Origin of the sequence: Coprococcus intestinihominis (assembly GCF_040096555.1) — a bacterium.
Taxonomy (GTDB): domain Bacteria; phylum Bacillota; class Clostridia; order Lachnospirales; family Lachnospiraceae; genus Coprococcus_A; species Coprococcus_A intestinihominis.
This window is the reverse complement of record NZ_JBBMEK010000006.1, coordinates 13,356-32,652: the sequence shown is the minus strand read 5'-3', so window position 1 is coordinate 32,652 and position 19,297 is coordinate 13,356. Positions and strand designations below refer to the sequence as shown.

The following is a 19,297-nucleotide window of genomic DNA, read 5'->3' as shown; positions in this document are numbered from 1 at the left end:
TAATTGTTTAGAGCATTTTGAAGGCTGAATCTGAATGATGATGCAATACACAATGAATATACAGAAAGGAATAGGATGCCTGAACGATGAGGCATGATGTGTGATAAAATATGAATATTTTTGAAAAGAGAGAATCTGTTGTCAGATCCTATTGCAGAAAGTACCCTGTCGTTTTTAAGAAAGCTTTGAATGCTGAAATGTTTTCTGAAGACGGTGAGCGATATGTTGATTTCCTGGCTGTAGCCGGTTCTATGAATTATGGTCACAACAATCCTGAGATTAAGAAAGCCGTTTTGGATTATCTGGCAGATGACAATATTATCAATGCATTGGATATGTATACCAGTGCAAAAGAGGAATTTTTGACTGAATTCGAGAGATTGATCCTCAGTCCGAGAAAGCTGGATTATAAAGTTATGTGCTGTGGACCGACAGGTACCAATGCAGTTGAGGCAGCGCTGAAATTGGCCAGAAAGAACAAGAAACGGACCAATGTGATTGCTTTTGCAGGTGCTTTTCATGGCATGAGTCTCGGCAGTCTTGCCTTGACGACAGATAAGACAAGCCGTGAAGGCGGCAGTGTTCCTCTGAACAATGTCACATTTGTTCCATACGACGGCACATTTGATTCACTGGCTTATTTGCGTTGGGTTCTGGAGGATGACCATTCAGGTGTAGACAAGCCTGCGGCAATTATTCTTGAAACCGTTCAGGCTGAGGGCGGCATTAACCCTGCCAGCGTAGAGTGGCTGCGCGGCATTCGTCAGATCTGTGATGAAAACGACATTCTGATGATTGTGGATGATATTCAGGTGGGCAACGGCAGAGCAGGTTATTTCTTCTCCTTTGAGAGAGCAGGCATTGTTCCGGATATGGTTGTTATGTCAAAGTCTATTTCAGGTTTTGGCATGCCGATGTCACTGCTTCTGATCAAACCGGAACTGGATATTTTCAGACCGGCAGAACATAATGGTACATTCAGAGGCAATCAGCTGTCTTTCATCGGCGGTACAGCCGGTATCCGATACTTTACAGAACACAAGCTGGATGAAGAAGTCAGACGTAAGGGTCAGATCATTGAGCAGTTTATTCAGAAAGAGATCCTGCCAATGGATGCAAGACTGGTACATAGAGGCATCGGTATGATCTGGGGTGTTGATTTCAATGGCATTGCGTCGGAGAAAGCCATCGAGGTCATTCACAAGGCTTTTGACAATCATCTGATTCTGGAAGTTGCAGGCCGTCATGACGGCGTTGTCAAGATTATGCCTCCGCTGACAATTGAGGATGACACACTGATGGAAGGCCTTCAGATTGTGAAGAAATCCATCGCAGAAGTGTTGAATTAATCAATTCATTATACAAAGTCAATAAGGAAAGCTCACAGAAGAGAAAAGCACAGTCGCCTTTTTTTCTGTGGGCTTTTTGCTTCTGCGAAAAATGCATAAAACAGTTTGCGTATTTTATTACATACAATAGAACATATTACCACTGCCTGTTTTTGACATTAGGAATGCGGTGTATGATGTTGGAGTGGAAGATTGACTATAGACAAATCGAACAAATGGTCGTACAATGATCTTATTAAGAATAAGATAACAGGCTGACAATTGATGGGTTCAGACAGTGGTTTTTGGAGGTTTACAGGAAATGAAGTTTTTTCATTTATCGGATTTGCATATCGGATTAAAACTGATGAACAGAGATTTGCGGGAAGAACAGATGGATATTTTGCGGCAGGTGATAGATTTAGCCAGAGAAGAACAGCCGGATGCCGTCGTGATTGCCGGGGATATCTACGACAAGGCAGTTCCGGCGGCAGAGGCAGTGGAAGTGTTTGACAGCTTTATAACGGAACTGAAAAGGGCTGTGCCGGAGACTGAGATGATGCTCATCAGCGGCAATCACGACAGCGGTCTGCGCTTGAATTGCTTCCGAGAGATTCTGGATGAACAGAAAGTACATATGATTGGACTGCCGCCGAGAAGGGAAGAAGAATATATTGAGAAGGTGACGCTTCAGGATGAATTTGGGCCGGTGAATTTCTATCTTTTGCCTTTTGTCAAACCGTCCATGGTGAAGCAGATTGTGGGAGTGGATGAGAATGGCAATAATCTGTCCTATGATGCGACTTTGCATAAATTGATCGCAAGGGAAGAAGTTAATACGGCAGAGAGAAATGTGTTAGTCAGTCACCAGTTTTATTTGCCTGTGGGAGAGAATGCAGAGTCAGTTGAGAGAATGGATTCGGAGATTCGTACTGTGGGCAACATCGATGCTGTTGCGTCAGATGTGCTGGAAGCCTTTGATTATGCAGCGCTGGGACATATTCATAAACCAATGAAAGTGGGCAGCGAATTGTATCGTTACTGCGGAACGCCTTTGGCCTGCTCAGTCAGTGAAGCCGGACAGCAAAAGGGTGTCATTATGGTGGAAATAGGTGAAAAAGATCCCAAGACGTCAGTAAAGATAACAGTGCTGCCGCTGAAACCGCTGCGTGAAGTGCGGATCATCAAAGGCAGTCTTGAAGAAGTACTTGCACAGGCCTGCGAGGATTTCGTGACGGTGATCCTGACGGATAGAGTCGATTTAGATATTATGGATATGCAGGACAGAATCCGAATGGCGTTTCCGTATTTGCTGGAAATCCGACGGGAAGTACTTCGAAAAGCCGATTACAGTGAGCAGCTGATGGCGGAGAAGGAACAGGATCCTTTTGAATTATGTTGTTCCTTTTTGAAGGATTTGGATGATGAAGAGAAAACGATTCTTCGGGATGTGATACATACCGTGCAGGGGGTGAAATAGATGAAGCCGATTCAGCTGACAATGCAGGCCTTTGGGTCATATGGGAAGAAGACGGTGATTGATTTTACAAAACCGGATCAGAATTTATTTCTGATAACGGGCGATACAGGTTCCGGGAAGACGACAATTTTTGACGCTATTGTTTTTGCACTTTACGGAGAAGCCAGTTCTGTTGTGAATAGGAAGAACGGTGCCGAATTACAGAGTCAGTTTGCAGCGGCATCTGTGGAGCCTTTTGTGGAATTGGTTTTTTCAGAAAAGGAAGGCAGTGAAGATGTGCACTATACGGTTCGACGTGTACCGAAGCATGTCCGCCCTCTGAAAAGAGGAACCGGTCTGAAGGAAGAGAGCGGCAGTGCGTCGCTGATTATGTCAGACGGAACCGAATATCCGTCAAAGGAAACAGACAAGAAGCTGGAAGAAATCGTCGGATTGACGAAGAACCAGTTTATGCAGGTGGCAATGATTGCTCAGGGGGAGTTTATGGCCCTTTTGCGCGCAAAATCCGATGACAAGAAAGTGATTTTCAGAAAACTTTTTAATACAGAACTTTACCAGAATATTGTGGATGAGCTGGCAAAGCGCCGTAAGGACAAGGACAGGAAGATCGCACAGATCAAGACAGCCTGTCAGACAGAAGTGGGACATATTCTTGTGCCGAAACTGGTTACAGCGGACGGTGCAGAGACGGATCAGGAACAGAATGGTGCAGCGGATCAAATATCGGACGAGTGTAGAGATGCGAATAAACTGCAGGAGTTAAAAGAAAGAATCCTTAAATCAGAAAGGCTTTCATTGCCGGATATGGAGGCTTTACTTCAGACCTTGGTATCAGTCATTGAATGGACGAAGGATAAGATGCAGCAGTCAGAGTCAGAGACAAGCCAATTGTATAAAGTCTATCTGTTGAAAAGAGATGCTGTCACAAAAGCAGGGCAGTTGCTGGAACGTTACAAGGAGCTTGAGGAAGCTGAAAAGGAACTGGGTGAATGTGAAGCAATAAAGCCTTTGATGCAGGAATGGCAGCAATGCATGCGGCAGATTGAGGATGCCTATGATATTTTGACGCTTTGGAAGCAATATCAGGAGGTCAGTGGACAGCTTGAAACAGCCCGACAGGCACTCGCTGCCAATGAGCAGGCACTGCCGGAACAGAAAATGGCCTGTGAACAGGCGGCAGTTCAACTGCAGCAGGCAAAGAAAGTACAGGAACAGGCATTGATGGATTTCTCGGAAGTGAAAACCCATGTCGAAAATGATTTAGAAGCTTTTTCCAAAATGGCTGAAGCTAAACGGAAGGTGTTGACGGCTCAAACAAAAGTCGATGAAGCAGGAAAGCAGGCCAGAATAGCAGAGGAAAGTCTGTCAGATCTTGAAAGTAATGAGAAACAGTGGCAGACTCAGGCTGAACTGCTGTCCGATACGGATAGCCGCATGATTATTTTACAAGGAAAGCAGCGGGATATTGCAGGTATCGGGGCGGATTTTGAGAGCTGGAAGGATGAAGAAAAGGATTGCTTCAGCCAACAGAGGTGTGCTGAAGAAGCAGACAAGGTCTATGCTGATGCTAAAGACAGATTTAATAAGGAGAATACGGCTTACATACAGGCCTATAATGATTTCCTTGATGCGCAGGCTGGTTTCCTGGCAGAGAAACTGCAGCGGGGAGAACCTTGCCCGGTTTGCGGTTCGACCATACATCCGCATCCTCATCAGGCAGAAAAATCGGCATTGACCAAGGAAGAATTGAATATATTGTCTGAGAGTGTACGTGAACTTCAAGAAGGACAGGCGGCGGCAGCGAAAAAAGCCGGAGAGGCAAAAGCAATGCTGGATGCAAAGGAAAAAAATTGCATACAAATTTGGGAAAAACTTCGGCAGAAAGTAATTGCATATAGCCGTGATGAGATGGGTGAGTTGGACAGTGAAGAGATTCAAGGTCTGATTGAGACTTGGAAGAAAGCGCTGAAAGATGAAGAGAAACAGCTGCAGAAAGACAAAAAGCAGCTGCAGCAGCTCAAAAAATGGCTGACGAAAGCTGCCAAGGACAAAGAAGAATTGACTGCACAAAAAAATAAAGCAGATAAAATGTTAGCTGATACCAAAGCCGAGCTGGCGGCATCTCAGGCTGAGTTAAAGAGTACATTTATTTCTACATATTATAAATCTGAAGAAGAAGCCAATCAGTTCATGGAGCAGGCCGAGCAAAGGAAGAAGAACGCAGAAAAGCAATATCATAGCTGTGATAAAGTTGATAAAAAAGTACGATCAGATAAAGAAAAGACAGAGCTAGAAATTGCACAGCATCGACGCGATATTCCGAATTTGCAGGATAAGAGTGATAAACGAAAAGCAGTCTATACACAGCTGATGGAGGAAAAACAGCTGACGGAGCCTCAATGGAAGTGTGTGACAGAAAGTTATGATAAGGCAGACAGACAGCAGTTTGAAGAAAAAATCAGACAATATCAGAGAAAGTTGAGTGCAGCAGGTAAGCAGAAGGCAGTAGCAGAGAAAGCCATTGACGGCCGTGTGAAGCCGGATATGGAACAGCTTTGTTCTGAACAAAATGTAGCAGAAGCGGCATGGAAAAAAGAACAGGCTCTTTATGAGCGCTATGCAGAAATGTATAAAACCAATCATCGGGTTTGTGAAGCGTTGATGCCGAAGATGGCTGAACGAAGCAAAATCATGGAAGAACACAGAAGACTGGATGATTTGTACAATTTGTTAGCAGGCAAAGTGACGGGAGCCAGAATGGATATCGAGACGTATGTGCAGCGATATTACCTTGAGAGAATTCTGTATGCCGCCAATAGGCGTTTCGGTGAAATGTCTGCCGGGCAGTTTGAATTGCGGATGTGTGATATCACGAAGGCGGGTGAAGGAAGAAACAGGGGACTGGATTTGATGGTTTATTCCAACGTCACCGGCAAGGAGAGGGAGGTTCGCACTCTTTCCGGCGGAGAGTCGTTTATGGCGGCATTGTCGCTGGCGCTTGGCATGGCAGATCAGATCCAGCAGAGTTCATCGGCCATTCATCTGGATATGATGTTTATTGACGAAGGATTCGGCTCATTGGACAGCCAATCAAGAGATCAGGCAGTTCGGGTATTGCAGCAGATGGCAGGAGGATCGAAGCTGATAGGTATTATTTCACATGTGTCTGAGCTGAAACAGGAAATAGAAGACCAACTGATTGTCAGCAAAGATGAAGAGGGGAGTTCAGCCAGATGGCAGATCAGCTGACAGCAGGGGCAGTGTTATGCTTATTTGGACGGCAATCCTGTGAATGTATGTGATTAATTGATACCTATATTTATACGGGGCATAACTTGAATTGACAGCAGGAGTATGTTAAAACTGGATTAGCTATAGTAAGTTTGTGCATCACAGATGAAGGCTGTGGTGCATTTTCATGTATAGAGACGGAATGTACAAAAGCCGATTGCCGCACTTGTTGATGTGGATGTAATACAGGGAGATAACAAATGGATGCAGGGATAAAGGAGACAAAAGAACAGGCATTAAAGGAAATGGAGCTTTTTAAGACGGTATTTGACGGTGTACGTCTGCTGAATATGCATGCATTAGAACTGATCGGAAAGGGACTGGGTTCCTATTCCCTTACAGAATCGGAGCAGAAGTTTGATTTCTGGGAGAAAGAGCATCCGTGTGACAACGACAGCTGTATTGTGCTGCAGGCTCTGAGGGATAAGGACGTTCGTACGAAACTGGAATATATCGGATCTCAGTTGTACGAAGTGACCGCACGCTATATGGAAGTCGAAGGAGAACCATATGTTCTGGAACTTGTCAAACGGATGGATGATAACTATATGATTGATGAGAAGCAGCGTGAGAAACTGCTGAGACATTTCGGCGGTTACCATGAACAACTGTACAAGGATGCTTTGACAGGGGCTTATAACAGAAGGTATTTTGAAGAGAAGATCCGTATGTCGACGGTATCAGCCGGAGTGGCCATGATCGATTTGGATGACTTCAAGTTGTATAATGATTCATTTGGCCATGATACCGGTGATGTTGTGCTGATTACTTTTGTCAATATTATCAAAAACTGTACCCGAAAGACAGATATGCTGATTCGTTATGGCGGTGATGAATTTCTGCTGATTATGCCGGGCATCAAAGAACAGGATTTCAAGAACAAGCTGCTTCAGATCCTGGAGGAGGTCCGCAGAGCAGATGTGCCGGGGCATGGCGGTCTGAGATTGTCAGCCAGCATCGGCGGTGTTTTGTACAACGGCAGTGTGATCGAGGATGCCATTGGAAGAGCGGACCAGTTGATGTATCAGGCCAAGAATCGCAAGAATATGGTCGTTACGGAGGATAACCTGGTGGCGGATGATATCAAGAAAGGAATGCTGCATGACCGTGAGAAAATCAGACAGTTGATTCTGATCGTGGATGATTCGGAACTGAATCGGCGCTGCTGTCAGAAATGCTGAAGGATGATTTCAGAATCCTGGAGGCTTCCAACGGACGGGAATGTCTGGATGCACTGGAACAGTACGGTATGGGTATTTCACTTGTTCTGCTGGATATCAATATGCCGGTGATGGATGGCTTTGAAGTCCTGGTCCAGATGAACCGTAATCACTGGATTGAAGATATTCCTGTTGTTATGATATCCAGTGATGATACGGCGTCCAACATTAAGCAAGCATACGATATGGGCGTTTCTGATTATATCCGCAGACCTTTTGATGCCCAGGTTGTTTTCCGACGTGTCGTCAATACAATCAAATTGTATGCGAAGCAGCGTCGTCTGATCACTCTTGTAACAGACCAGATTGATGAGAAAGAGAAGAACAATCAGATCATGATCCGGATATTGAGCCAGATTGTTGAGTTCCGTAATGGTGAGAGCGGGCTCCATGTTGAGCACATTAACATATTAACAGGTCTGCTTCTGGAGCGTCTTGTTCAGAAAACAGATCATTATGATCTGGCATGGTCAGACCAGTATAGGATCACATTATCATCGCCAAGGTAGATGGCAGAATGAATGACGGTACCTTTTTCATTGCAGTAGATAATGATGTCGCCGCGCTTGCGTTCTTTGTAATCCACATGTTTGAATTTAGAGGAGGCCCAGATATTTGCGGATTCATATTCATAACCCGGTGAGGCATGCCGTACAGGATTGATCGGACTCATATCGATACCGGCGGCATAAAGGGCCTGCATAATGAGACCGCTACAGTCGATGCCAAGCCCCGGTGCACCGGATGCGCCGATGATATAATTATCCCCGAGATAGTCATAGGCCCTGCTGATCATGGCCTCAATACAGGCAGTCCGACTGCTGGTATTGTCTATACGAAGCGGTGAAACATAGGCACCGAGGGTGTACCAGTCGTCCTCAGAAAGTCCCATGGCCAGCCATGTAGTCAGATCGACTGTGCCGGTGGCATTCAGACCATGCTGAGCTTGAAAATCAGCAACTGCGTCGGCAATTTCAGATGTATAAAGGGCACCGTTCATACCAACAGCATTGCCTAGCCCCAGTGTCTGGATCACTTTGGCTGTTTTTAATCCCTCATAGCCCTCAGACAATTCATAGTCACCGCCGGATAAGGAAATACTGTCCCGAATCTGGTAATAACAAGAAACAACAGAATAATTCGACGCCTTAAAGCCCTGCGTCGGGCCTTCTTCCTGGCTCTTTGCCTTTTTAAACGCTTTTGCCGGAGCTGTTCTCTGACGATTGATTCATCAACCAGAGCAGCTCCAGCCTCAAAAGCCAGTTCAGTATATAACCCTTTAATATTTCTGCTCATAATTATTATCCCCCTATTACATGATGTTGGGGTCAAAAGGTATTTTGACCCCTTTGATACCAGATTGCTACGTGCTTTGCACTTTCACAATCCTCAAAAATATTCGTAGACCGATGAGTTTCGCATGCCATATCCAATGAACCTAATAAAAAAATACCATTCCCCTGCATCAAAATTGTATCGCTTTTATTGATTATTACGTTTTTAGAAAAAATTTCTGACATGCTCTTCTCTATTTTTTCATTATTTGTTATACTATACCGTATATTAGGGAACCGGATGAAACACGCTTTGCGAGTTTCATCCGGTATCGCGATATTTGGCAAGGTGCCATGCGAGCATGGACTTTGCCTCATTATTCGTGTAAAATATTTACTGATTTAATGTGATAAAGAAATCGGTGAATACGGGAAAGAATGTATGTGATAAATAAAAGCAGATAGAATGTAAGATGCGGGGAATCTTGCGAGCAAGATCCTTTTATATAAAAAATGATATCTGCTGTACTGTTTAGATGAGACTGGAGGAATGAAGATGGCAATCACAGATGAAACAATAGAATATGTAGCCGCACTGGCAAAGCTTGATCTGACAGATGAAGAGAAAGAGCGTGCAAAGAAGGATCTTGGCAATATTATCGGCTATGTGGATACAATGAATCAACTTGATACAACAGGTATCGAGCCGATGTCTCATGTATTTGCCTATCATAATGTTTTCAGGGAGGACCTTGTGACAAACGGATCGGACAGAGACAATATTCTGGCCAATGCCCCTGAAGAGAAAGACGGCGGTTTCAAAGTGCCGAGAACGGTTGAATAGCGAGGAGAGAAACAGATGGAGATCACAGCATTAACAGCCCTTGAATTGGGAAAAAAGATTAAAGCGGGCGAAGTGACGGTGGAAGAAGCTGTTAAAGCCCAGCTTGAGAAGATAAAAGAACGGGATAGCGTGTATAACTGCTATGTGACAGTGATGGAAGAAGAAGCCTTAAAGCGTGCGGCGGAAGTACAGAAACAGATCGATGCCGGTGAACTGAAGGACTCACCGTTGGCCGGTGTACCTGTGGCAATCAAGGATAATATCTGCACAAAAGGTGTCCTGACTACATGCAGTTCGAAGATTTTGAATAATTTTAAGCCGCCTTATGATGCGACAGTGATTGAGAAACTGGAAGCGGCAGGGGCTGTTATTATTGGTAAGGTTAATATGGATGAGTTTGCCATGGGAAGTACAACAGAGACCTCTTATTTTGGCCCGACAAAGAATCCGTGGAATACGGAACGTGTACCGGGTGGTTCTTCAGGCGGTGCGGCTGCAGCTGTAGCGGCTGAGGAAGCATGGTATGCACTGGGATCTGATACCGGTGGTTCTATTCGTCAGCCAAGTTCTTTCTGCGGTGTCACAGGTCTGAAACCGACTTACGGCAGTGTTTCACGATATGGTCTGATTGCCTATGCATCCTCATTGGACCAGATTGGACCGATCGCAAGAAATGTTTCCGATTGTGCGGCAGTTTTTGAAGCCATTGCAGGTTATGATGCCAAAGACAGTACCAGTGTGAAGATGGATGATTATCATTTTACGGAAGCCCTTGTGGATGATGTGAAAGGACTCCGTATCGGTATTCCGAAGGGGTATCTGGGTGAAGGTCTGGATCCGGAAGTGAAAGAAGCTGTTTTGGCGGCAGCAAAGACACTGGAAGCAAAAGGCGCCATTGTGGAAATGTTTGATATGGATATGGTGGATTATGCGATCCCGGCTTATTATGTCATCGCTTCGGCAGAAGCCAGCTCCAACCTTTCCAGGTTTGATGGTGTGAAATACGGTTACCGGACACCGGACTTTGAGGATCTTCAGGATGTTTACAAGAAAACCCGTGATGAGGGCTTTGGTATGGAAGTCAAGCGTCGAATGATGATCGGTGCCTTTGTATTGAGTTCCGGTTATTACGATGCTTACTATATAAAAGCGCTTCAGGTCAAAGCACTGATCAAGAAAGGTTTTGACGATGCATTTGCAAAATATGATATCATCCTTGGACCGACAGCACCGACAACCGCTTTGAAGATGGGTGAGAATCTGTCTGATCCGCTGAAGATGTATCTGGGTGATATTTATACTGTTTCGGTCAATCTGGCAGGGCTTCCGGGTATCAGTCTGCCATGCGGTATCGACAGCAGCGGACTGCCGATCGGTGTGCAGATGATCGGACAGGCATTTTCAGAAAAAACATTGATTCGTGCGGCATATTCACTGGAACAGACAAGAAGCTATGAACGGCCGGCATGTGTGAAGGGAGAGAACTAGACATGAGAGAATATGAAACAGTCATTGGTCTTGAAGTTCACTGTGAACTGGCCACAAAAACAAAGATTTTCTGCGGTTGTACGACAGAATTCGGCGGCGAACCGAATACCCATGTCTGCCCTGTCTGCGCAGGTATGCCAGGTACTTTGCCTGTTTTGAATAAACAGGTTGTAGCGTATGCGCTCTCAGCCGGTGTGGCTTTAAATTGTGATATTACACAGTACTGCAAGTTCGACAGAAAGAATTATTTTTATCCGGATCTTCCGAAGGCTTACCAGATTTCACAGCTTTATCTGCCGATCTGCCGAAATGGTCATGTGGACATTGAAGTGGATGGTGTGAAGAAGAGCATCGGCATTCATGAGATCCACATGGAAGAGGATGCAGGAAAACTGATTCATGATGAGTGGGAAGACTGCACCATTGTTGATTATAACCGATGCGGTGTGCCACTGATCGAAATTGTCAGTGAACCGGATATGCGCAGTGCGGACGAGGTGATTGCTTACCTGGAAAAGCTGAGGATGATTTTGCAGTATCTGGGGGTTTCTGATTGCAAGATGCAGGAAGGTTCCCTGCGTGCAGATATCAACCTGTCCGTCCGTGAGGCAGGCAGTGACAAACTGGGCACACGAACAGAGATGAAGAATATGAACTCTTTCAAGGCTATTGCCCGGGCCATTGAAGGGGAGATGAACCGTCAGATCGAGCTTCTGGAGGACGGCAAATCCGTCACGCAGGAGACAAGAAGATGGGATGACAATAAATGTGCCAGCTATGCCATGCGTTCCAAAGAGGATGCACAGGATTACAGATACTTCCCGGATCCGGATCTTCCACCTGTATCCATCAGTGATGCCTGGCTTGAAAGGGTGAAAGCGGCTCAGCCGGAAATGCGTGATGCCAAGCTGGCTCGTTATGTAGAAGAATATGGCCTGACAGAACACGACGCAGCCATTTTGACGGAATCCAGGAAAATGGCCGATATTTTCGAAGCGGCTGCTGCTATCTGTAAAAAGCCGAAGGAAGTTTCAAACTGGTTGATTGTGGATACCATGCGTTTGCTTAAAGTACATGAAATGGATGCGGCAGATCTGAAATTCTCACCGGATCATCTTGCAAAATTGATCGAACTGATTGATGCAGGCACTATCAATCGACCGACAGCCAGAGATGTTTTTGAAAAGGTTTTTGCAGAGAATGTGGATCCTGAAGCTTATGTTGAGTCAAACGGTCTGAAGATTGAAGCTGATGACGGTGCCTTAAAAGGCGTTATTGAAGGAATTGTTGCAGCTAATCCGCAGTCTGTGGCAGACTATCATGCAGGCAAGAAGAAAGCTATTGGTTTCCTTGTGGGTCAGACCATGAAAGCTATGAAAGGCAAAGCTGACCCTGGAACGGTGAATAAGATACTGGCAGAAATTTTGAATCAGTAAAATTGATAAAGAGGTAGAATGTATTAATGGGGAATTTTTTTTCAACGGATGGACCGTTGTTTGAAGGAATGGCATATATTATCAACATTATCTATGTCAGTGTCTTATGGATATTGTTTTCAATACCGATTATTACCATCGGCGCATCATCGACGGCACTGTATTATACGGTGACGAAGGTGATCCGTCATGGACGCAGTTATATATTCAGGGAGTTCTGGCAGAGTTTTAAATCCAATCTCAAGCAGTCCACGGTAGTATGGCTGATTTATCTGGTGATGATGGGGATTCTGCTTGTGGATATCCGGGTGATGGGCGCTTTCGGAACAGCTGTTTCACAGACACTGCAGTTTGTTTTCATTGTTGGTATCTGCATGGTATCGGCGGTGATGGTGTATGCATTGGCCTATATTGCACGTTTTACCCAGGATGTACGACATATTTTGACAAACAGTGTGCTGATGGCCATCCGGCACTTGCCGAAAACACTGCTGCTGGTTGTTGTTCTGGCGGCGGCAGTGCTGGGCTGTTACCTGTTTGGGCTTGGGATTGTCTTTATCCCTGCTGTGGCAGCCCTGGTGGATAGTCTGATCCTGGAGAGTATTTTTGTTCAGTATATGAGCAAAGAGGATCGGGAGAAAGAAGCATTGCGCAACCATCCGGAACAGTATGAGTACTATAACCGAAAAGAATAAAAATCTCTGCCGAAGGTTCTTTTATTGGTGCAAACAGGAGTATCAAATAAGAGCGGCTTCATAAGTACATGAATTATTGTTTTATTAATAAAACTTATAAAAAGAAAAAATGCCGATTTTCGTGGGAAAATATGGCATTTTTTTTAAACTTAATTGTTAAAATCCTATTGATTAAACAATCTATATGCGTTAAAATAGGGGCGAACAGAGAAAATACGTCGAATAATGACGGAAACTCTTGAGATTACTTATGGACATCTATAAGCACTATTTATAAGTGGCTTTTATAAATGTTTCTATTAATTTTATGAATAAGTAAAGCGGAAGATGGAGGCAATCATGGAAAAGAAAGAATTGTTATACGAAGGTAAAGCAAAGAAGGTTTATACAACAGAGAATCCGGATGTTTTAATTGTGGACTACAAAGATGACGCAACAGCATTTAATGGTGTAAAGAAGGGTACGATTGTAGGCAAAGGTGTTGTGAATAACCGCATGACGAATCATATTTTCAAGATGCTGGAAGAGAAGGGGATTCCGACTCATTTTATTGAAGAACTCAGTGACAGAGAGACAGCAGTGAAGAAGGTTGAAATCGTTCCGCTTGAAGTTATTGTAAGAAATGTAGCAGCAGGCAGCTTTTCCAAGAAACTTGGTATTGAAGAAGGCTTCAGACTGTTAAGCCCGACACTCGAATTTTCCTATAAGAATGATGAACTGGGCGATCCAATGATCAATGATTATTATGCTGTTGCCATTGGTGCAGCTACAAGAGAAGAAATTGACAAGATTACAGAACTTGTTTTTAAGATCAATGAAATCCTGGTAGATTATTTCAAGAGCATCAAAGTAGATCTGATTGATTTCAAAGTAGAATTCGGTCGTTACAAAGGTCAGATTATCCTTGCTGATGAAATTTCACCGGATACATGTCGATTCTGGGACAGTGAGACACATGAGAAGCTTGACAAAGACCGTTTCAGAAGAGACCTCGGACATGTAGAGGAAGCTTATGAGGAGATTTACAGAAGAATCGGTCTGGCGTAAGTCAGTGGATCAGGAGGATATTGTGGAAAAGCAGCTTCAGAATAAAAGCCGCAGTGAATGCGGCACAGATATAAAAGATGAACTTCATGAGGAGTGCGGCGTCTTTGGCGCTTATAATCTGAAGGGTGAAGATATCGCCAATTGGGTATATTACGGTCTTTTTTCTCTGCAGCATCGCGGACAGGAAAGCTGTGGCATCGCAGTCAGTGAGAATCGTGATATCCGATATTATAAAGACATGGGACTTGTCAGTGAAGTTTTTACACCGGAGAATCTGGACAAGCTTCATGGTGATATTGCTGTCGGCCATGTGCGTTATTCGACAGCGGGCAGCAGTGTGCGTGCCAATGCACAGCCTTTGGTAACAAAGTACATCAAAGGTACATTGGCCATTGTACATAACGGCAATCTGGTCAATGCCGTTGATCTGAGAGAAGAACTTGAGAAAAACGGTGCCATTTTCCAGACAACCATTGATTCAGAGGTTATTGCCTATCTGGTAGCCAAAGAGCGTGTGACAAGTCGTTCTGTTGAGGAGGCCGTGGCAAAAGCCATGCAGTATATCAAAGGTGCCTATTCTCTGCTTGTTATGAGTCCGAGAAAGATTACGGCTGCCAGAGATCCTTTTGGCTTCAAGCCGCTTTGTCTGGGTAAGAGAGATGATACTTATGTGGTGGCTTCTGAAACCTGTGCTCTTGATACCGTTGGTGCTGAATTTATCAGGGATCTGGAACCGGGTGAGATTATCACGATCACTGAGGATGGTGTGAAATCCAATCGTCAGTATTGCAATATGGTGAAACCGGCCAGATGTATTTTTGAATATATTTATTTCGCAAGACCGGACAGTGTCATTGACGATGTGTCTGTTTTCGCTTCCAGAATCATGGCAGGCAGAATTCTGGCTCAGAGCCATCCTGTAGAAGCAGATATGGTTGTGGGTGTACCGGAATCCGGTAATGCCGCAGCCATGGGATATTCTCTGGAGTCTGGCATTCCGTATGGGCAGGCTTTTGTTAAGAATACTTATGTCGGCCGTACATTCATCAAGCCGAAACAGAGTATGCGTGAGCAGAGTGTCAAGATTAAATTAAATGTTCTGAAAGAGAACGTTAAAGGCAAACGGATCATCATGGTGGATGATTCTATTGTCCGTGGCACTACCAGTGCGAATATCGTCACCATGCTGAGAAATGCAGGGGCAACAGAAGTTCATGTACGCATCAGTTCACCGCCGTTTAAGTTCCCTTGTTATTTCGGAACGGATATTCCAAACGGTGATCAGCTGATAGCCAATCATCATACCATCGATGAAATCAGACAGCTTCTCGGTGCGGACTCTCTGGGTTATCTGGACTGCAACAGAATGAATGAAATGGTCAAAGACCTTGAATATTGCGACGCCTGTTTCACAGGAAACTATCCTGTAGACCCTCCGACGAGAGACATCCGCGGAGACATGGAAGTTTAAAAGCTTCTGAACTGAAAAGTTCAAGAAGCCTGCGGATGAAGCGTGTCATTATGGAATTAAAAATGAGCAATGCAGCACAGGTACGTTTGCACTGCGATAATGCCGGAAGTGGTACATAAGGCGGTAAAAACACCGCCTGAGAACCAGCCGCATTATAAGCACCTGTACTGTATTGCTCGTTTTAATTCTATATTTGAAGTATTTGACCGCAGGCTGTAAGAAAAATCAGTTCAGAAGATTTTAAACTTCTGCCGGGAATCGAAGAATCCCGGACAAAGCAGATATCATACTTCTGCAAAAATATAGTAGCGTTAGAAATAAAAAAATGCTATAATGAGCGATGTGGATAGGAATAAAAAATTCATTCCCAATTGCGAAGTGAATTTATTAATTCCTTTCACTTGTATTATTCAATAAGTAAGTAGTTATATATCAACAGGCGATCGCAAAACTTAAATTACCTTGGATAAATATATGAAAGTGGCAGATTCATAAGCAGGTGCTTCCGTCGCGGCCGGTACTTAAGTGCTGTTTTTTAGCACTTTATGTACCGCTGCCAGGTGCTGAAGGTCCGGTGGACCTTCGTTAGCACCGACCGTAGTGGAACGGAGACCGGGCAACGAGAGTGTGCCTGCTATGAACTGTCGCTTTCATATATTTGCAAGTGCTTTGGAAGTTTTGCGATGCCGTCATAGATAAGGAGAAATTTATGAATCACGAGATTTATCAGAGCCCCCTTTCAGAGCGTTATGCCAGCAAAGAAATGCAGTATGTTTTTTCACCGGAGATGAAGTTTAAGACATGGAGAAGACTTTGGATCGCTCTGGCTGAAACAGAGCAGGAACTCGGTCTTGACATTACAGATGAGCAAATTGCGGAGCTGAAAGCTGCTAAGGATGATATTAATTATGATGTAGCCAAGAAGCGTGAGAAAGAGGTTCGTCATGATGTCATGTCTCATGTTTATGCTTACGGACAGCAGTGCCCGAAGGCAAAGGGGATTATCCATCTGGGTGCGACATCCTGTTATGTTGGCGACAATACAGATGTGATCATTATGCGTGAAGCGCTTTACATTGTCAGAAAGAAACTGATCAATGTTATTGCAGAATTGAAAGATTTTGCTATGAAGTACAGAAATATGCCGACACTGGCTTTCACACATTTTCAGCCGGCTCAGCCGACAACTGTCGGTAAGAGAGCAGCACTTTGGCTCAATGAACTGATCATGGATCTGGATGATGTGAATTATATTATTTCTCAGTTGAAGCTTCTTGGTTCCAAAGGTACAACAGGTACACAGGCAAGTTTCCTGGAGCTTTTTGATGGCGACCATGAGAAATGCAAAGAGGCTGATAAGAGAATTGCCCAGAAGATGGGATTTGAAGCATGTTTTCCTGTTTCCGGACAGACATATTCCCGTAAGCTGGATACACGTGTGGTGAATGTTCTCAGCGGAATTGCTCAGAGTGCGCACAAGTTCTCCAATGATATTCGTCTTCTTCAGCATCTGAAGGAAATTGAAGAACCATTTGAAAAGCATCAGATCGGTTCATCGGCGATGGCTTATAAGAGAAATCCAATGAGAAGTGAGCGTATTGCTTCTCTTTCAAGATACGTGATGGTAGATGTTCTGAATCCTGCAATTACAGCGGCAACACAGTGGTTTGAGAGAACTCTGGATGATTCAGCTAATAAACGTCTCAGTGTGCCGGAAGCATTTCTTGCCATTGATGGTATTCTGGATTTATATCTGAATGTTGTCGATGGTCTGGTTGTTTATCCGAAGGTTATTGAACAGCATCTGATGAATGAACTGCCATTTATGGCAACTGAGAATATCATGATGGATGCGGTGAAAGCCGGCGGTGACAGACAGGAACTGCACGAGAAGATCCGTCAGCATTCTATGGCAGCAGGCCGTGTTGTCAAGGAAGAAGGCAAGCCGAATGACCTTCTGGAGCGTATTGCAGCGGATCCTTCCTTCGGTATGACAATGGATCAGCTGAAAGCAATTATGAAGCCAGAGAACTTTGTCGGCCGTGCACCTCAGCAGGTTGAAGAATTTGTCGAAGAAGTGATTCAGCCGATTTTGGATGCGAACAAAGAATTATTGGGTGTCAAGGCTGAAATTAACGTATAATTTGTAATTGTTCAGAGCCAAGCAAAATTTCAAAAACAGGTATAAAATGCTTGCATTTTTAAGACTGTTTTTGAAATTTTATTTGGCGGATACGCCACACCGACGAAATGCGTAGCATTTTGGAGGTTAGCTCTGGACAGTTACGTATAATTTAATTAAAGATGTTATTAGTGGCAGCATTATGTGTAAAAGCATGGTGCTGCCGGTTTAAGTATGGGGGAAAAGACTTGATTACGTTTGCAATCACAGATATCGGGGATTTTACAAGAAAATTACTGATTCAGAATGTTTTTGACCAGTTTTACGTTCTGGAGGGAGAAGTATCCACATTTGCTGCTTTTTCCATTGACGGGAAATTAAACGGGGATTACTATAGCAGTGATGAAACAGAGCTTCTTCAGGATAGAAAATGGAGTCTTTGGTCGGAGATTAAGCCGGTGGCTTTTTTGCTGATGAAGGGGAAGAAACTGCCTGTTTCATTCAAATTTGTTCTGCAGCTGTCTGATCACAATACAGACTGGCTCCTTGGCAAATATCATTTGGAACATTTGAAGGAACAGCTATCCGGACTGTATCTGAATATTCGCTATCAGGACAAGAAGCTGATTTGCGTCACGGGGCTTTCTTATAAAACTTTTGTTATGGATAAGACACTGGAACATGTCTGGGATGACACTGCGGCGCAGTTTATGAAGCAGAATGGGATTACAGTGGAAAAAGTGTAGAAATGTTGGAGGAAAATACAATGGATAAAACAATCTTTGTGTTGCTGGATGCCTGTCAGTACGAAGCGGCCAGCAAGTATCTGGGATATCTTGAACATATGATTGATTATAATAAAGGTGCGAAATATAAAGTGTTGGGTGAACTGCCGTCACTTTCAAAGCCGATGTATGCCACCCTTTTTACCGGGCTTCCTGTATGCAAACACGGTGTGACCTGTAATGAGGTGGGCGGAGTACTGCCTTATGACAGCGTCTTTTCATTGTGCCGCAAGGCAGGCGGCAGAACAGCTGCGATTTCTTACTCATGGATGAGTGAACTTTACAGCAGGGCACCGTATGTATCAGACAGAGACAGGGTGCAGTTGGATGCTGAGGGCTCCATTCAGTACGGTATGTACTACTGGGATGACAACTATCCAGATTCCCACGTCTTCGCCGAGGGAGAATGCCTGCGCAAAACTTTCGACCCGGATTTTATGCTGTATCACACCATGGCGGTGGATGAATGGGGGCACATGAAAGGGGCAGACAGTGCTGAATATGCCAATGCGGTGGCTGCTGTGGGACATCTTATAGCAGCAAGAATGCCGGAATGGTTGGAGAAAGGATACCAAGTAGTGGTGACAGCAGACCACGGAATGAACAAACTTGGTATTCATGTGGGGACGGAACATGCCCAGAGAGAGGTTGCACTCTATATTTTCAGCGATAAAGTGGAGAATGGACGTTTTGAGGAAAATTATATTTCACAGCTGAATGTGGCACCGCTGGTGTGCAAACTGATGGGCGTTCCAGCGACAGAGGGTATGAAGCAGGAGTTAGAGATTCAATTGCACAAATAGAACTATTAGCACT

Annotated in this window: 16 protein-coding genes; 14 read left to right on the top strand and 2 right to left on the bottom strand. The window is 44.3% G+C overall.

Annotated features, from left to right (window positions below):
* The first annotated feature begins 110 nt into the window (after positions 1-110).
* The 5 genes from ectB (at position 111) to WMO25_RS01095 (ending at position 7,828) form a co-directional block, all read left to right on the top strand.
* On the top strand, positions 111-1,349 hold the full coding sequence (gene ectB, locus WMO25_RS01115) for a diaminobutyrate--2-oxoglutarate transaminase (RefSeq protein ID WP_349083491.1): 1,239 nt from the start codon (positions 111-113) through the stop codon (positions 1,347-1,349).
* Between the two features lie 301 nt (positions 1,350-1,650).
* Positions 1,651-2,808: an exonuclease SbcCD subunit D gene (locus WMO25_RS01110; protein WP_349083488.1), complete on the top strand. Its 1,158-nt coding sequence runs from the start codon at positions 1,651-1,653 to the stop codon at positions 2,806-2,808.
* Positions 2,809-6,057: an AAA family ATPase gene (locus tag WMO25_RS01105; protein ID WP_349083486.1), complete on the top strand. Its 3,249-nt coding sequence runs from the start codon at positions 2,809-2,811 to the stop codon at positions 6,055-6,057.
* A 242-nt stretch (positions 6,058-6,299) separates the two neighbouring features.
* Positions 6,300-7,280 carry a GGDEF domain-containing protein gene (locus tag WMO25_RS01100; protein ID WP_349083483.1) on the top strand — a complete coding sequence of 327 codons (981 nt, stop codon included), beginning with the start codon at positions 6,300-6,302 and terminating at the stop codon, positions 7,278-7,280.
* Positions 7,274-7,828: a response regulator gene (locus WMO25_RS01095; protein ID WP_349083481.1), complete on the top strand. Its 555-nt coding sequence runs from the start codon at positions 7,274-7,276 to the stop codon at positions 7,826-7,828. Before WMO25_RS01100 ends, WMO25_RS01095 begins: the two co-directional genes overlap by 7 nt.
* On the opposite strand, the gene WMO25_RS01090 is transcribed toward WMO25_RS01095, so the two are convergent.
* Positions 7,774-8,391 (bottom strand): C40 family peptidase, encoded by a 618-nt coding sequence (locus WMO25_RS01090; protein WP_349083478.1) that lies wholly within the window; start codon positions 8,389-8,391, stop codon positions 7,774-7,776. The two genes, WMO25_RS01095 and WMO25_RS01090, sit on opposite strands and share 55 nt — an antisense overlap.
* Positions 8,367-8,615, bottom strand: a complete 249-nt coding sequence (locus WMO25_RS01085; protein WP_349083476.1) for a hypothetical protein — start codon at positions 8,613-8,615, stop codon at positions 8,367-8,369. The genes WMO25_RS01090 and WMO25_RS01085 overlap by 25 nt, the downstream gene beginning before the upstream one ends.
* Before the next feature lie 528 nt (positions 8,616-9,143).
* Between WMO25_RS01085 and gatC the strand changes: the two genes are divergently transcribed.
* The 9 genes from gatC to WMO25_RS01040 all read left to right on the top strand — a co-directional run bounded on the left by gatC (position 9,144) and on the right by WMO25_RS01040 (position 19,284).
* Complete coding sequence (gene gatC / locus WMO25_RS01080; protein ID WP_349083473.1) at positions 9,144-9,437, top strand: Asp-tRNA(Asn)/Glu-tRNA(Gln) amidotransferase subunit GatC; 294 nt, start codon at positions 9,144-9,146, stop codon at positions 9,435-9,437.
* 15 nt (positions 9,438-9,452) lie between these two features.
* Complete coding sequence (gene gatA / locus WMO25_RS01075) at positions 9,453-10,925, top strand: Asp-tRNA(Asn)/Glu-tRNA(Gln) amidotransferase subunit GatA (protein ID WP_349083471.1); 1,473 nt, start codon at positions 9,453-9,455, stop codon at positions 10,923-10,925.
* 2 nt (positions 10,926-10,927) lie between these two features.
* Positions 10,928-12,361 carry an Asp-tRNA(Asn)/Glu-tRNA(Gln) amidotransferase subunit GatB gene (gene gatB, locus WMO25_RS01070; RefSeq protein WP_349083468.1) on the top strand — a complete coding sequence of 478 codons (1,434 nt, stop codon included), beginning with the start codon at positions 10,928-10,930 and terminating at the stop codon, positions 12,359-12,361.
* A gap of 26 nt (positions 12,362-12,387) precedes the next feature.
* Positions 12,388-13,056: a YesL family protein gene (locus WMO25_RS01065; protein ID WP_349083465.1), complete on the top strand. Its 669-nt coding sequence runs from the start codon at positions 12,388-12,390 to the stop codon at positions 13,054-13,056.
* A gap of 339 nt (positions 13,057-13,395) precedes the next feature.
* Complete coding sequence (gene purC, locus WMO25_RS01060; RefSeq protein WP_015512867.1) at positions 13,396-14,103, top strand: phosphoribosylaminoimidazolesuccinocarboxamide synthase; 708 nt, start codon at positions 13,396-13,398, stop codon at positions 14,101-14,103.
* A complete protein-coding gene (purF, locus tag WMO25_RS01055) occupies positions 14,069-15,574 on the top strand; it encodes an amidophosphoribosyltransferase (RefSeq protein ID WP_349083462.1) in 1,506 nt (501 codons plus the stop codon). The genes purC and purF overlap by 35 nt, the downstream gene beginning before the upstream one ends.
* Before the next feature lie 709 nt (positions 15,575-16,283).
* Positions 16,284-17,717, top strand: a complete 1,434-nt coding sequence (purB, locus tag WMO25_RS01050) for an adenylosuccinate lyase (RefSeq protein ID WP_015512869.1) — start codon at positions 16,284-16,286, stop codon at positions 17,715-17,717.
* 161 nt (positions 17,718-17,878) lie between these two features.
* Positions 17,879-18,442 (top strand): DUF5721 family protein, encoded by a 564-nt coding sequence (locus tag WMO25_RS01045; RefSeq protein WP_349083458.1) that lies wholly within the window; start codon positions 17,879-17,881, stop codon positions 18,440-18,442.
* A 20-nt stretch (positions 18,443-18,462) separates the two neighbouring features.
* Entirely contained in the window at positions 18,463-19,284 is an 822-nt protein-coding gene (locus WMO25_RS01040) for an alkaline phosphatase family protein (protein WP_349083455.1), read from the top strand.
* The last annotated feature ends 13 nt before the right edge of the window (positions 19,285-19,297 follow it).